Below are 15,052 nucleotides of genomic sequence, written 5' to 3' on the forward strand. Positions count from 1 at the left end.
TGCCGGGGTTTTGCGTTTCAGGCGTCAGGCGTTTAGAAAAACTCATCCAGCAGGCAGTAAAACTTCATCCGCTGCTCATCAGGCTCAACACCATAAAGCTCAAAGAATGGCTTTACCCATTTCGGCCCAACGTTGCGTTCGATGCTGCGTGCCGCCAGGGCCAGGTCTTGATAGCGGTCGCTGATGCCAAGGCGTCCGCAGTCGATAAAGCCGCTGAAACGGCCGTCTGCGGCCATGAAATTCGGCAGGCAGGCGTCACCGTGGGTCACTACCAGGTCGTGGGTGTTGGGCTGGGTCGACAAGAGCTCGGCGAACACATCCTCGAGGCTTCGCCCGAGTCGTTCGTCGTCGAAGTCCGTCTCATCGATCAGCCCGGCATTGACGTGCGCCCGCGCGAGCGCGATGCGCTGTTGCAGGGCGTGATCGAAGGGGCATTGCGCGATGGGTACCTGGTGCAGGGTGCGCAGGGCTGTCGCCAGGATGTCGACGGTCTGCGCGGCGGACAGCGTGTTGGCGCTGGCCAGGTCCTGCCCAGGCACGGCGGTCATCAGCAGCCAATGGTGGTGGGTGTCTATCAGCTCATCCAGTACAACGGGTGCAGGCAAATTAACCTGCCGGAGCCACCGAAGGCGCTCGATTTCGTCCGCAAGTTCGCTGAACGCCACCAGGGGTTCGGCCTTCAGGAACAGATCCTTACGCCCGACCTGGCGCAGGCGGAACACGTCAGCCCGCGATTCACCGATGGCCTGTTGCTCAATCAGCGCCTGCGCAAACTGTGTACGCCACTTGTCTGGGATATTCACAGTACCTGACCTCTCTGGCCTCAGCGCCGCGCAATATCCGAGAAGTAAAACTTGTCCAGCGTATGCCGCGACTCGGTGTACTCGAACTGCCGCCCATCCTGCAAAAACGTCTGGTTGCTCACCACGATCACATGGCTCTGACCTTCGAGGTCCAGGTGGGTCTGATCGTCCTTGCTGCGCGGCAGGGCTTCGATGGTGCGTTGCGCGTAGCTGATCTGCAGCTGCAGCGTTTGTTCGATAAACGCGTAGATGGACTGTTCGGCGATGTCGCGGTCCAGACCGGGGATCAGTTCGGCAACGAAGTGGTTGATGTCGAGGATCACCCGTTTGCCGCCGATGCGCCGTACCCGTTTGATCCGCGTGATCAGAGTGCCGGGTTCGGCCTCGATGTGTTGCAGCAGTGAACCTTCCAGCGGGACTTGGCTGAACTCGACGACTTCGGTGCGTACGTCATCGCCCAGGTCAGCGTGGGTTTCGTGGAAGCTGACGATGCCGCCCAGTTGAAACTCGATCGGGTTGGGCGACAGCACGAACGTGCCCTTGCCGTGAATTTTTTGCGCGAAACCGCGCTCCTGCAGCTGCTCGATTGCGCGACGCACGGTGCCACGGCTGGCCTGGTAGGCGTCCATCAGTTCGGTTTCGGAGGGAAGGCGCGTGCCGCGTTGCAGGCGTTCGGTGGTGATGTTGGCAAGCAGATCCGTATAGATCTGGTTGTATTTGCTCATGGGGATGGCTCTATGCCCGACTTGATGAGGGTGAACTGCGCGTTCAAGGCAGGAACCTTAGTGGCAGAGGTGGGCTTTGTCCATTGGCCGCCTGTGGAATAGAGGAAAAGTCTGACTCCACATTCAGAAAATTAAACTATTTGTAACTCGTACAGACGAGTTGTTGCTTTAACTCGTACAGACGAGTACTTTTGCCCTCGGCGTGCTGCCAATGACTGCCCCCAAATAAAAAAATCAAAGTGGAAACCAAGCATGAGCCACGACTATTCGACTATTGCCCGCGAGATTCTCGAGAACCTCGGGGGCAGCGACAACCTTGAGCAGGCTGCCCACTGCGTGACCCGCCTGCGCCTGGCGCTCAAGGACCCGAGCCTGGTCAACAGCAGTGCGTTGAACCAGGTCGATCTGGTCAAGGGGTCGTTCTTCACCGGCGGCCTGTTCCAGGTGGTGATCGGCCCCGGTGAAGTGGAGCGGGTTTACGCCGCCCTGCGCGAGCAGACCGGTCTTGCCGCCTCCACCATCGCCGACGTGAAAAAGAAAAGCGCTGACAAGATCAACCCTATGCAGCGCCTGGTGCGGGTGTTCTCCGATGTGTTCATGCCGATCCTGCCGGCGCTGATCATTGCCGGCTTGCTCATGGGTGTGAACAACCTGATGGGCGCAAAGGGCATGTTCATCGCGGACAAGACCTTGCTGGAGGCCTACCCGAACCTGGACGGGGTGTGGAGCCTGATCAACCTGATGGCCAACACTTCGTTTGTGTTCCTGCCCGCGCTGGTGGGCTGGTCGGCGGCCAAGCGGTTTGGCGGCAGTGAAATCCTCGGCATCGTGCTCGGCCTGATGCTGGTGCACCCGGACCTGCTCAATGCCTGGAACTACGGTAAGGCGGTCAGCGGGCTTGATGGCCAGAGCATGCCGTACTTCGATATTTTCGGCTGGTTCAAAATCGAGAAGGTGGGCTATCAGGGGCAAATACTGCCGATCCTGATGGCCGCCTATGTCATGAGCGTCATCGAGAAATGGCTGAAGGCGCGTGTACCCAATGCCATTCAATTGCTGGTGATTCCAATCACCACCATTGTCGTCACGGGCGTGCTGGCGCTGGCGATTATCGGTCCTGTGACCCGTCACCTGGGCATCCTGATCACCCAAGGCCTGGTCACGCTGTTCGACCTGGCGCCAATGTTGGGCGGGGCGATATTCGGTCTGCTGTTTGCACCGCTGGTGATCACCGGCATGCACCACATGTTCCTTGCCGTGGACCTGCAATTGATCGCCATTCAGGGTGGCACCTTTATCTGGCCAATGATCGTCATGTCTAACCTGGCCCAGGGCAGTGCGGCGCTTGGGGTGTTCTACATGACGCGCAATGCACGAGACAAAAGCATGGCGTCCACCTCCGCAATCTCCGCTTACTTCGGCATCACTGAACCGGCGATGTTCGGCATCAATCTGCGCTTCAAGTTTCCGTTCTATTCAGCGTTGCTCGGCTCGGCCATGGCCAGTGTTTTCCTGGCGATGAACCAGGTCCAGGCCTCTGCCATTGGGGTGGGCGGCTTGCCTGGCTTTATCTCGATTATTCCGCAGTTCATCCCGGTGTTTCTGATTGGGATGTCGATCGCGATTGTCGTGCCGTTTGTTTTGACCTGTGTGTTGAGCATGAAGATTGTTCAGCCTGGATACAGGGTCGCCTGACCTACCGCTATCGCAGGCAAGCCAGCTCCCACAGTTGATCGCATTTCAAATTGAAGGAACCCACCATGCAAAACTGGCAGCACTCGGTGATCTACCAGATCTACCCAAAAAGCTTCCACAGCCACGCGGGTAACGCCACCGGTGACCTGCTGGGCATCGTGGACAAGCTCGATTACCTGAAATGGCTGGGCGTGGATTGCCTGTGGATCACCCCATTCCTGCGCTCGCCGCAGCGCGACAACGGCTATGACATCAGCGACTACTACGCCATCGATCCAAGCTACGGGACCATGGCCGACTGCGACCTGCTGATCAGCGAAGCGGCCAAGCGCGGCATCACGCTGATGCTCGACATTGTGGTCAACCACACCTCCATCGAGCACGAGTGGTTCCAGCAGGCGCGCAGCAGCCTCGATAACCCGTACCGCGACTTCTACATCTGGCGCGACCAGCCAAACAACTGGGAATCCAAGTTCGGCGGCTCCGCCTGGGAATACGAAGCGCAAACCGGCCAGTACTTCCTGCACCTGTTCGACCACACCCAGGCCGACCTGAATTGGGACAACCCCCAGGTGCGCGCCGAGGTGTTCAAGCTGATGCGCTTCTGGCGCGACAAGGGCGTGGGCGGTTTCCGCCTGGACGTGATCAACCTGATCTCCAAGCCCGCCGATTTCCCCGAAGACAACACGGATGGTCGTCGCTTCTACACCGACGGCCCGAACGTGCACGAATACCTGCAGGAAATGCACCGCGAAGTCTTCGAAGGGCATGACCTGATCAACGTCGGCGAGATGTCGTCCACCAGCCTGGAACACTGCATTCGCTACTCCAATCCTGAGTCGAAAGAGCTGTCGATGACCTTCAACTTTCATCACTTGAAGGTCGATTACCCGAACCTGCAAAAGTGGGTGAAGGCCGACTTTGATTTCCTGCAGCTCAAGCAGATTTTCTCTGACTGGCAACTGGGCATGCAGGCCGGTGGTGGCTGGAATGCGCTGTTCTGGTGTAACCACGACCAACCGCGGGTGGTCTCGCGTTTTGGTGACGACGGCGAGCACCGCGTGGTCTCGGCCAAGATGCTCGCCACGGCGCTGCACTTCCTTCAGGGCACGCCGTATGTGTATCAGGGCGAAGAGTTGGGCATGACCAATCCTGGCTTCAACACGATCGAGCAGTACCGCGATGTCGAGACCCTGAACATCTTCCGGCTCAAGCGCGATGCCGGTGAGTCCGAGGCCTCGAGCATGGCGGCGATCATGCAGAAGTCGCGCGACAACGGCCGCACGCCGATGCAGTGGAGCACTGAAGTCAACGCCGGTTTCAGCAGCGGTGAACCCTGGATCGGTATTCCAGCCAACGCGGCGCAGATCAACGTCGAAGGCCAACGGGATGACCCGGATTCGGTGCTGCATCACTACCGTGCGCTGATTGCGTTGCGTCGGCATGAGCCGCTGATTCAGGCGGGGGTTTATCGCCCACTGCTGCAAGACCACCTTCAGGTCTGGGCCTACCTGCGCGAAGGCCATGGCGAGCGCTTGCTGGTGGTGAACAACTTCTATGGCAAACCCTGCGAAATCCAGCTGCCGCAAGGCGTGATCAACGCGTCGAGCGCGCAGCGCCTGCTGATCAGCAACTACCCCGATTGCCCGTTGCGTACGGCCACGGTGGTGTTGCGCCCTTATGAATCTTTCGTGCTGCACCTGACCGACTGAAACACCGCGAGTCACCCGTAGGAGCCCACTTGCCGGCGATAGCGCCCTGAGCGCGCCATTGCCAGCGAGCAGGCCCCTGCACGCCGCGCGAAAGACAAAAAGTAAGAAAAAAATAAAAATAAAAGGAGTGCTTCATGAAAACAACAATAAAGCTGGGCCTCATTGCGTCATGCCTCACCGCACCTTTTGCCGCGCAGGCCCTGGAATTTGCCGGTTACTTGCGCAGCGGCGCGGGCACTTCAACGGGCAGTGGCAAGCAGCAGTGCTTCCAGTTGCCGGGGGCGCAATCCAAATACCGTCTGGGTAACGAATGCGAGCAGTACGCCGAGCTTGAGCTGCGCCAGGACCTTCTGACACTCGACGACGGCTCGGTGCTCAGCGTCGATGCCATGGCATCGCTGTACAACAAGTACGACCGTGCCCTGAAGTTCCAGGGCGAAGACAACGGCTCGGCGCGCATGCCGCAGATGTATGCGCAGTGGTCCAATTTGCCCAGCCTCAATGGCGGCTCGGTGTGGGCGGGCCGGCGTTACTACAAACGTAACGACATCCATATCTCCGACTTCTACTACTGGAACCAGAGCGCCACGGGCGGCGGCGTCGAGGACGTGCTGATCGGCGACCTCAAATACAGCTACGCCATTTCCCGCAAGGACAACCTGTACCAGAAGGAATACGCCACCCGTCACGACTTCAACGTCGCGGGGTTCAAGACCAACCCCGGCGGTGAGCTGGAGTTTGGCTTGAGCTACATCGAAAAAGCCGGCGGGCGCGACGCCAACAGCGGTTGGGCGATCACGGCGCAGCATGTGCAAAAACCTTTCCTGGGCGGCAAGAACAAGTTTGCCTTGCAGTACGGCGAAGGCCCCGGCACGGGCTTGGGCTACACCGGCAACACCGCGTTGGATAACAGCAGTAAAAGCTACCGCGCCGTGGAGTTTTTCGACTGGCAGGTGACCCCGCGTTTCGGCGGGCAGGTCGAGGCGGTGTATCAAAAAGATATTCGCCCTGGCAGCCAGGACCAAACCTGGATGTCCATCGGCGTGCGCCCGGCGTATGCCATCAGCGAGCAGTTCAAACTGGTCACCGAACTTGGGCATGATCAGGTCGACGCCACCGGTGGCACGCGCAAGCTGAGCAAATTCACCTTCGCCCCGACCTGGTCGCCCAATGGCCCGGATTTCTGGGCGCGGCCGGAAGTGCGTTTGTACTACACCTATGCAACCTGGAACGAAGCGGCCAAGCGCGCGGCGAATGAATTGGCGGCGGGCTCGGCGTTGTCCGACACCGGCGCCTACGGCACAGCGCGGCATGGCTCGAATGTGGGTGTGCAGGTCGAATACTGGTGGAAATAACGCGGATTTAAGTGAATGAGTTTTATGTGGGAGCTGGCTTGCCTGCGATAGCAACACCTCGGTTCTACTGAGAAACCGAGTCGCCAGCATCGCAGGCAAGCCAGCTCCCACATTGGATCTTCGTTCGCCCTATGATTTTTACAGAACAAAACAGCAGGTGAAGTCATGACCACAACGCAACCCCTGGAACTGCTGGCGCCGCTATCGGGTGTGCTGCTGGCGCTGGATCAGGTGCCCGACCCGGTGTTCGCCAGTCGCATGATCGGCGACGGCCTGTGCATCGATCCCACCTCGCAGACCCTTTGCGCGCCGCTGGCCGGGGTGATCAGCAGTCTTCAGGACAGTGGCCATGCGGTCAGCGTTACCGACGACAACGGCGTCCAGGTGCTGATGCATATCGGCCTGGACACGGTGAACCTGGCAGGCCAGGGCTTCACGCGGCTGGTGCAGGAAGGCCAGCGAGTGGAAGCTGGGCAGCCGCTGATTGAATTCGATGCCGATTACGTGGCGCTCACTGCGCGCAGTTTGTTGACCTTGATGCTGGTGGTCAGCGGCGAGCCGTTTACGCTGTTGGCGCCCGACGGCAATTGCGTGGATGTGGGCCAGCCGCTGCTGCGAGTATCCCCCGGCGAGGCAACTGCAGCAGTCGCGCAGGAGGAGGGTGAGGCCCTGTTCTCCAAGCCGCTGAGCTTGCCCAACGCCAATGGCTTGCACGCCCGCCCTGCGGCGGTGCTTGCCCAGGCGGCCAAGGGTTTTGAGGCGAGCATTTACTTGCACAAGCAAACCCAAAGCGCCAACGCAAAATCCCTGGTGGCGATCATGGCGCTGCAAACCGCACAGGGCGACACCTTGCAGGTCAGTGCGGCGGGTAACGATGCCGACGCGGCGATCAAGGCATTGGTCGCGCTGTTGGCCGAGGGCTGCGGCGAAACGGTTGCGGCACCGGCGCAGGTGATTGAGGCAGTCGCGCCCGTGTCGTCGGCCGCGTTGCTGCGTGGCGTGTGTGCGTCACCGGGTTCGGCATTTGGCCAGGTTGTGCAGGTGGCAGAACCGGAGCTGAACATCATTGAAAACGGCACGGGCGAAACCGCCGAGCGCGACGCGTTGACGCGTGGCCTGCTGGCGGCGACCGAGGCGCTGCAAACCCTGCAAGCCAAGGCGGCCGGCAGCGCCCAGGCCGAAATTTTCAGGGCCCATCAGGAGTTGCTCGAAGACCCGACCCTGCTGGAGCAAGCCCACGGCCTGCTGGCCGAAGGCAAAAGCGCCGCCTTTGCCTGGAACAGCGCCACCGTTGCCACCGCCAAGCTGTTCCAGGGCCTGGGCAATGCGTTGCTCGCCGAGCGCGCGGCGGATTTGGCCGATGTCGGCCAGCGCGTGTTGAAGCTGATTCTCGGTATCCAGGACCGCGCATGGGACTTGCCCGAGCAGGCCATCCTGATCGCCGAGCAACTGACGCCGTCACAAACCGCCAGCCTGGATACGCGCAAGGTGCTGGGGTTTGTCACTGTCGGCGGCGGCGCGACCAGTCATGTGGCGATCCTCGCCCGTGCGCTCGGCCTGCCGGCGATTTGCGGTGTGCCAGGGCAGGTGTTGGCACTGGCTAATGGCAAACAAGTCCTGCTCGACGCCGACAAAGGCGAGCTGCACCTGGAGCCAGACCTGGCTGAAATCGAAACACTGCAGGCGGCCCGTGATCAGCAAGTGCAGCGCCGCCAGCGTGAGGTGGCGCAGGCGGCCTTGCCGGCCACGACCCGCGACGGTCATCACGTTGAGGTCACGGCCAACGTCGCTTCATTGCAGGAAGTGGAGCAATCCCTGGCCCTGGGCGGTGAAGGCGTCGGCCTGCTGCGTTCGGAATTTCTCTACCTGGACCGCAACCGCGCACCCAGCCCCGAGGAGCAAGCGGGCACCTACAGCGCCATCGCCCGCGCCCTGGGCACTGAACGCAATTTGGTCGTGCGCACCCTGGACGTGGGGGGCGACAAACCGTTGGCCTATGTGCCGATGGAAAGCGAGACCAACCCGTTTTTGGGCTTGCGCGGTATCCGCCTGTGCCTGGAGCGCCCCGAGCTCCTGCGCGAACAGTTTCGCGCGATCCTTGCCAGCGCCGGTTTGGCGCGGCTGCACATCATGTTACCGATGGTCAGCCTGCTCTCGGAGCTGCACCTGGCGCGCAGGATTCTTGAAGAGGAAGCGCTGGCGCTGGGGCTTGAAGCGTTGCCGAAGCTGGGCATCATGATCGAGGTGCCGTCTGCGGCGCTGATGGCCGATGTCTTTGCCCCGCATGTGGACTTTTTCTCCATCGGCACCAATGACCTCACCCAATACACCTTGGCCATGGACCGTGATCACCCACGGCTGGCCAGCCAGGCTGACAGCTTTCACCCTGCGGTGTTGCGCCTGATCGCCACCACCGTCAAGGCCGCGCATGCCCATGGCAAGTGGGTGGGCGTGTGTGGCGCGTTGGCGTCCGAAGCGTTGGCGGTACCCATGTTGATCGGGCTTGGCGTGGATGAGTTGTCGGTCAGCGTGCCGCTGATCCCGACCATCAAGGCCACCGTGCGCGAGCTGGGCCTGGCTGACTGCCAGATCATTGCCCGCCAGGTGCTGGGCCTGGAAGAAGCTGCGCACGTACGCGAGGCCCTGCGCCAGTACCACGCGGCTACCGTTCAAACCTCACCTGTCGTGGAGCACTGAGCATGTTCGAGAAATTGCAGCGGGCGTTCTGGAAAGCCCTGACCCCGGATTTGATTGCCGAGACGGTCACGGCGCCGACGCCGAGTCTGTTGTCGGCCAGCGTGCTGAGTGCATTGGGTGGCGCGGATAACCTCAAGTCTCAGCAACGCGTGGCGTTGACGCGGGTGCGTGTGCAACTGCAGGATGCGGCGCGGTTGGATGAGCCGGCGTTAAAGGCGGCGGGTGTGCCGGGGGTGATGGTGTTGGGCGGCGGCGTCGTGCATTTGCTCACGGGTCTCTGAAGCCAGGCGCAGCTCAAAAATGTGGGAGCGGGCTTGCTCGCGAAGAAGGAGTGCCAGTCACTGAATGTGTCGACTGACACACCGCTGTCGCGAGCAAGCCCGCTCCCACACGGGTTTTGGGGTGTTTGGGCGAGTGGCTTACAGCTGCGGGTTATCTTCCGGCGGCTTGGTCTTGTCCACGCCCGGCACATGCAAATTGCCGTCGACCACCTGGTTGCCTTCCAGCTGCGGCTGGGTCACCCAGGTGAGGATGTCGTAGTAACGCCGGATGTTCGCCACAAAATGCACCGGCTCACCGCCGCGCGCATAGCCATAGCGGGTTTTGCTGTACCACTGCTTCTGCGCCAGGCGCGGCAGCATCTTCTTCACGTCCAGCCATTTGTTGGGGTTCAGGCCGTCCTTCTTCGCCAATGTGCGCGCGTCTTCGAGATGGCCGGTGCCGACGTTGTAGGCGGCGAGGGCGAACCAGGTGCGATCCGGCTCGGCGATGCTGTCGTCCAGCTCATCCTTGATTTTCGCCAGGTATTTGGCGCCGCCCATGATGCTTTGCTTGGCATCCAGGCGGTTGGACACGCCCATGGCCTGGGCGGTGTTCTGGGTCAGCATCATCAGGCCACGCACGCCGGTCTTGGAGGTGACGGCCGGTTGCCACAGTGATTCCTGATAGCCGATGGCCGCCAATAGGCGCCAGTCGACTTTTTCTTCCTTCGCGTAAGTCCGAAAGTGCTTCTCGTATTTGGGCAGGCGTTGCTGCAAGTGCTGGGCAAAGGTGTAGGCGCCGACGTAACCGAGAACATCGACATGCCCGTAATAGCGGTCTTTAAGACGCTGCAGGGTGCCGTTCTTTTCCACCTTGTCCAGGTAGCTGTTGATCTCGTTGAGCAGGCTGTTGTCATCGCCTGCCGCCACGGCCCAGCTTTGGTGGCTGGCATTGCCGAGGTCGAAGGCCACGCGCACGTTGGGGAAGTACACCTGGTTCATCGCGACTTCATTGGAGTCCACCAGGGTCAGGTCGATTTGCCCCTCGTCGACCATGCGCAGCAGGTCGACGACTTCAACGGCGTCGGACTCTTCGTATTCAATCGCGGGATTTTGCTTTTTCAGCTCGGCCAATTGCTCGGCGTGGGTGCTGCCCTTGAGCACCATGATCTTCTTGCCCACCAGGTCGGCTGCGGTGGTGGGGCGCGACTGGCCGTTGCGGTAGATGATCTGCGGCGTCACTTCCAGGTAAGGGTGCGAGAAGCGCACCTGTTGCTCGCGCTGTTCGCTGCTGACCAGACCGGCGGCGGCCAGAACCGGGCCGTTGGGTTTGCCCAACTGGCCGAACAGGTCATCGAGGTTGTCGGCGGTCTCGATTTCCAGCTTCACGCCCAGGTCGTCGGCAAACCGCTTGACCAGTTCGTATTCGAAACCGGTTTCACCGTTGCGGTCCTGGAAATACGTGGCCGGGCTGTTTCGGGTGATCACCCGCAATACGCCATCCTCCTTGATTCGCTCGAGCGTGCTGGGTTTATCAACACAGGCGCTGAGCATCAGGAAGAGTCCGGTTGCGATCAGCCATTTGGCGCATCGCGGGCGCAAAGCAGTAGGGGAGAACATCTGCGCAGTATACGCAAACGACCCTCAGCGCCATATCTCGACAGCAGCGGACTTGTCTGCTAGCGCCCGCAGAACCGGGCTGCAGCCCGCAGAAACGCGGGTTGGCGAGGGTTTGTGACGGTTAAAATAACTGCGCGCCCAGCCCCGGAAAATGCCCCGATACTGTGCAAACCGTGCCAACTGACGTTCGGCAGCGGCCAGCCGTGCCGTTTCGGGTGCCGTTGGCGATGGTTTACGCTAGAATGCACGGCCTCAAAGCACACCCCCTTCCCGAGGCTGTCCCGAAGATGTTGATCCTGCGCGGCGCTCCTGCCCTTTCTGCCTTTCGCCACAGCAAACTCCTTGAGCAACTGAGCCAGAAGGTTCCAGCGGTTACAGGCTTGTATGCTGAATTTGCTCACTTCGCCGACGTCACCGGCGTGTTGACCGCCGACGAACAGCAAGTGCTGGCGCGCCTTCTGAAGTACGGCCCAAGCGTTCCCGTTCAAGAGCCTGACGGCCGCTTGTTCCTGGTTCTGCCGCGGTTCGGCACCATCTCGCCCTGGTCGAGCAAGGCCAGTGATATCGCCCGCAACTGTGGCCTGGAAAAAATCCAGCGCCTGGAGCGCGGTATCGCTTTCTATGTTGCCGGCCAGTTCAGCGATGCCGAAGCCGAGCTGATCGCCAGCAGCCTGCACGACCGCATGACGCAGATCATCGTCAGCCAGCTGGAACAGGCTGCCGGCCTGTTCAGCCACGCCGAACCCAAGCCGCTGACTGCGATTGACGTGCTCGGCGGTGGCCGCGCCGCCCTCGAGAAGGCCAACACCGAACTGGGCCTGGCCCTGGCCGAAGACGAGATCGACTACCTGGTCAACGCCTTCAACGGCTTGAAGCGCAACCCGCACGACATCGAGCTGATGATGTTTGCGCAGGCCAACTCCGAGCATTGCCGTCACAAGATCTTCAACGCCAGTTGGGACATCGACGGCCAAAGCCAGGAAAAAAGCCTGTTCGGCATGATCAAGAACACCTACGTGATGCACAGCGAAGGCGTTCTGTCGGCTTATAAGGACAACGCCTCGGTGATCGTCGGCTCGGTGGCCGGCCGTTTCTTCCCGGACCCTGAGACCCGCCAGTACGGCGCGGTGCAGGAGCCGGTGCACATCCTGATGAAGGTTGAGACCCACAACCACCCGACCGCAATTGCCCCGTTCCCGGGCGCAGCTACGGGTTCGGGCGGCGAAATCCGCGACGAAGGCGCCACCGGCCGTGGCGCCAAGCCAAAGGCGGGCCTGACCGGTTTCACCGTGTCCAACCTGCAGATCCCAGGTTTTGAACAGCCGTGGGAAGTGCCGTATGGCAAGCCTGAGCGCATCGTGACCGCGCTGGACATCATGATCGAAGGCCCGCTGGGCGGCGCCGCGTTCAACAACGAATTCGGGCGTCCGGCCCTGACCGGTTACTTCCGTACCTTTGAACAGTCCATCACCACCCCGCGTGGCGATGAAGTGCGCGGCTACCACAAGCCAATCATGTTGGCCGGCGGCATGGGCAACATCCGTGAAGAACACGTCAAGAAAGGCGAGATTCTGGTCGGCTCCAAGCTGATCGTACTCGGCGGCCCGGCCATGTTGATCGGCCTGGGCGGCGGCGCTGCTTCCTCCATGGCCACCGGCACCAGCTCGGCCGACCTGGATTTTGCTTCCGTACAGCGCGAAAACCCAGAGATGGAACGCCGCTGCCAGGAAGTCATCGACCGTTGCTGGCAGCTGGGTGACAAGAACCCGATCAGCTTCATCCACGACGTCGGCGCCGGCGGTTTGTCCAACGCCTTCCCGGAACTGGTCAACGATGGCGAGCGTGGCGGTCGTTTCGAACTGCGCAACATTCCAAACGACGAGCCGGGCATGGCCCCGCACGAAATCTGGAGTAACGAATCCCAGGAACGCTACGTACTGGCCGTCGGCCCTGAAGACTTCGCGCGCTTCCAGGCCATCTGCGAGCGTGAGCGTTGCCCGTTTGCCGTGGTCGGCGAAGCCACTGCCGAGCCGCAACTGACGGTCACCGACAGCCACTTCGGCAACAGCCCGGTCGACATGCCGCTGGAAGTGCTGCTGGGCAAAGCCCCGCGCATGCACCGTTCGGCGGTGCGTGAAGCCGAGCTGGGCGACGACTTCGACCCAAGCACTCTCGAACTGGCCGACAGCATCGAACGCGTGCTGCACCACCCGGCCGTGGCGAGCAAAAGCTTCCTGATCACCATCGGCGACCGCACCATCACCGGCCTCGTGGCCCGTGACCAAATGGTTGGCCCATGGCAAGTGCCGGTGGCCGACGTTGCCGTCACCGCCACCAGCTTCGACGTCTACACCGGTGAAGCCATGGCCATGGGCGAGCGCACGCCGTTGGCCCTGCTGGACGGCCCGGCGTCGGGCCGCATGGCCATTGGTGAAACCCTCACCAACATCGCCGCCTCCCGCATCGGCAAGCTGTCCGACATCAAACTCTCGGCCAACTGGATGTCCGCTGCCGGTCACCCAGGTGAAGACGCGCGCCTGTACGACACCGTCAAGGCTGTCGGCATGGAGCTGTGCCCTGAGCTGGGCATCACCATTCCGGTGGGCAAGGACTCGATGTCCATGGCCACCCGTTGGAACGAAGACGGCACCGACAAGAGCGTGACCTCGCCGCTGTCGTTGATCGTTACCGGTTTTGCACCGGTGACCGACATCCGCCAGACCCTGACCCCGCAACTGCGCATGGACAAGGGCACCACCGATCTGATCCTGATCGACCTGGGCCGTGGCCAGAACCGCATGGGCGCCTCGATCCTCGCGCAAACCCACGGCAAGCTCGGCAAGCACGCGCCGGATGTGGATGACGCCGAAGACCTGAAAGCCTTCTTCGCCGTGATCCAGGGCTTGAACGCCGACGGCCACCTGCTGGCTTACCACGACCGTTCCGACGGCGGCTTGCTGACCAGCGTTGTAGAAATGGCCTTCGCCGGTCACTGCGGCCTGAACATCGTGCTCGACAGCGTTGCCGAGGATGCGTCCGAAATCAACGGCATCCTGTTCAACGAAGAGTTGGGCGCCGTGATCCAGGTTCGCCAGGACGCCACGCCAGACGTGCTTGCACAATTCAGCGCCGCCGGCCTGGACGACTGCGTGGCAGTGATCGGTCAGCCGATCAACAACGGTGAGGTCAACATCTCCTTCAATGGCGACACTGTGTTTGCCGGCCAACGCCGTCTGCTGCAACGCCAGTGGGCCGAGACCAGCTACCAGATCCAACGCCTGCGTGACAACGCCGACTGCGCCGAGCAGGAATTCGACGTGATCCTGGAAGAAGACAACCCGGGCTTGAGCACCAAGCTCAGCTTCGACGTCAACCAGGACATCGCCGCGCCTTACATCAAAAAAGGCATTCGCCCACAAGTTGCGGTACTGCGTGAGCAGGGCGTCAACGGCCAGGTGGAAATGGCGGCTGCGTTCGACCGCGCCGGCTTCAATGCGATCGACGTGCACATGAGCGACATCCTCGCCGGTCGCGTTGACCTCAACGCGTTCAAAGGCCTCGTCGCCTGTGGCGGTTTCTCCTACGGCGACGTGCTGGGTGCCGGTGAAGGCTGGGCCAAGTCGGCCCTGTTCAACAGCCGTGCGCGTGATGCGTTCCAAGGCTTCTTCGAGCGCAACGACAGCTTCACCCTGGGTGTGTGCAACGGTTGCCAGATGATGTCCAACCTCAGCGAACTGATCCCGGGCAGCGAGTTCTGGCCGCACTTTGTGCGTAACCGTTCCGAGCAGTTCGAAGCCCGTGTGGCCATGGTGCAGGTGCAGGAATCCAACTCGATCTTCCTGCAAGGCATGGCCGGCTCGCGCATGCCAATCGCCATCGCCCACGGCGAAGGCCATGCCGAGTTCGAAAGCGAAGAAGCCCTGCTCGAAGCCGACCTGTCCGGCTGCGTGGCCATGCGCTTCGTCGATAACCACGGCAAGGTCACCGAAAGCTACCCGGCCAACCCGAACGGCTCGCCGCGCGGGATCACCGGCCTGACCAGCCGCGACGGTCGCGTGACCATCATGATGCCGCACCCGGAGCGTGTATTCCGCGCCGTGCAGAACTCGTGGCGCCCGGAAGAGTGGAACGAAGACGGCGCCTGGATGCGCATGTTCCGCAACGCCCGCGTGTGGGTGAACTAAG

At 61.4% G+C, this 15,052-nt stretch carries 9 protein-coding genes; 6 read left to right on the top strand and 3 right to left on the bottom strand.

Annotated elements, in window-relative coordinates:
* Positions 1–32: 32 nt before the first annotated feature.
* Together AACV02_RS05215 and treR are read right to left on the bottom strand one after the other, a co-directional pair.
* Positions 33–803: an APH(3')-II family aminoglycoside O-phosphotransferase gene (locus AACV02_RS05215; protein ID WP_119736845.1), complete on the bottom strand. Its 771-nt coding sequence runs from the start codon at positions 801–803 to the stop codon at positions 33–35.
* A gap of 20 nt (positions 804–823) precedes the next feature.
* Positions 824–1,528, bottom strand: a complete 705-nt coding sequence (treR, locus tag AACV02_RS05220) for a trehalose operon repressor (RefSeq protein ID WP_106578287.1) — start codon at positions 1,526–1,528, stop codon at positions 824–826.
* 252 nt (positions 1,529–1,780) lie between these two features.
* On the opposite strand from treR, the gene treP reads away from it, so the two are divergent.
* The 5 genes from treP to AACV02_RS05245 all read left to right on the top strand — a co-directional run bounded on the left by treP (position 1,781) and on the right by AACV02_RS05245 (position 9,268).
* Positions 1,781–3,223, top strand: a complete 1,443-nt coding sequence (gene treP / locus AACV02_RS05225) for a PTS system trehalose-specific EIIBC component (RefSeq protein ID WP_119736847.1) — start codon at positions 1,781–1,783, stop codon at positions 3,221–3,223.
* 65 nt (positions 3,224–3,288) lie between these two features.
* Complete coding sequence (treC, locus tag AACV02_RS05230; RefSeq protein ID WP_119736849.1) at positions 3,289–4,935, top strand: alpha,alpha-phosphotrehalase; 1,647 nt, start codon at positions 3,289–3,291, stop codon at positions 4,933–4,935.
* A gap of 134 nt (positions 4,936–5,069) precedes the next feature.
* On the top strand, positions 5,070–6,290 hold the full coding sequence (locus tag AACV02_RS05235) for a maltoporin (protein WP_106578290.1): 1,221 nt from the start codon (positions 5,070–5,072) through the stop codon (positions 6,288–6,290).
* Positions 6,291–6,455: 165 nt separating this feature from the next.
* Positions 6,456–8,987, top strand: coding sequence for a phosphoenolpyruvate--protein phosphotransferase (gene ptsP / locus AACV02_RS05240; protein WP_119736851.1), 2,532 nt, complete (start codon positions 6,456–6,458; stop codon positions 8,985–8,987).
* A gap of 2 nt (positions 8,988–8,989) precedes the next feature.
* Positions 8,990–9,268, top strand: coding sequence for a PTS transporter subunit EIIB (locus tag AACV02_RS05245; RefSeq protein WP_119736853.1), 279 nt, complete (start codon positions 8,990–8,992; stop codon positions 9,266–9,268).
* Positions 9,269–9,406: 138 nt separating this feature from the next.
* On the opposite strand, the gene mltF is transcribed toward AACV02_RS05245, so the two are convergent.
* Positions 9,407–10,867, bottom strand: coding sequence for a membrane-bound lytic murein transglycosylase MltF (gene mltF / locus AACV02_RS05250; protein WP_106578293.1), 1,461 nt, complete (start codon positions 10,865–10,867; stop codon positions 9,407–9,409).
* A 287-nt stretch (positions 10,868–11,154) separates the two neighbouring features.
* Here mltF and purL point away from each other — a divergent pair, with 287 nt between their 5' ends.
* Positions 11,155–15,051: a phosphoribosylformylglycinamidine synthase gene (purL, locus tag AACV02_RS05255; RefSeq protein WP_106578294.1), complete on the top strand. Its 3,897-nt coding sequence runs from the start codon at positions 11,155–11,157 to the stop codon at positions 15,049–15,051.
* The last annotated feature ends 1 nt before the right edge of the window (position 15,052 follow it).

Source organism: Pseudomonas sp. Larv2_ips (assembly GCF_963879675.1).
Taxonomy (GTDB): domain Bacteria; phylum Pseudomonadota; class Gammaproteobacteria; order Pseudomonadales; family Pseudomonadaceae; genus Aquipseudomonas.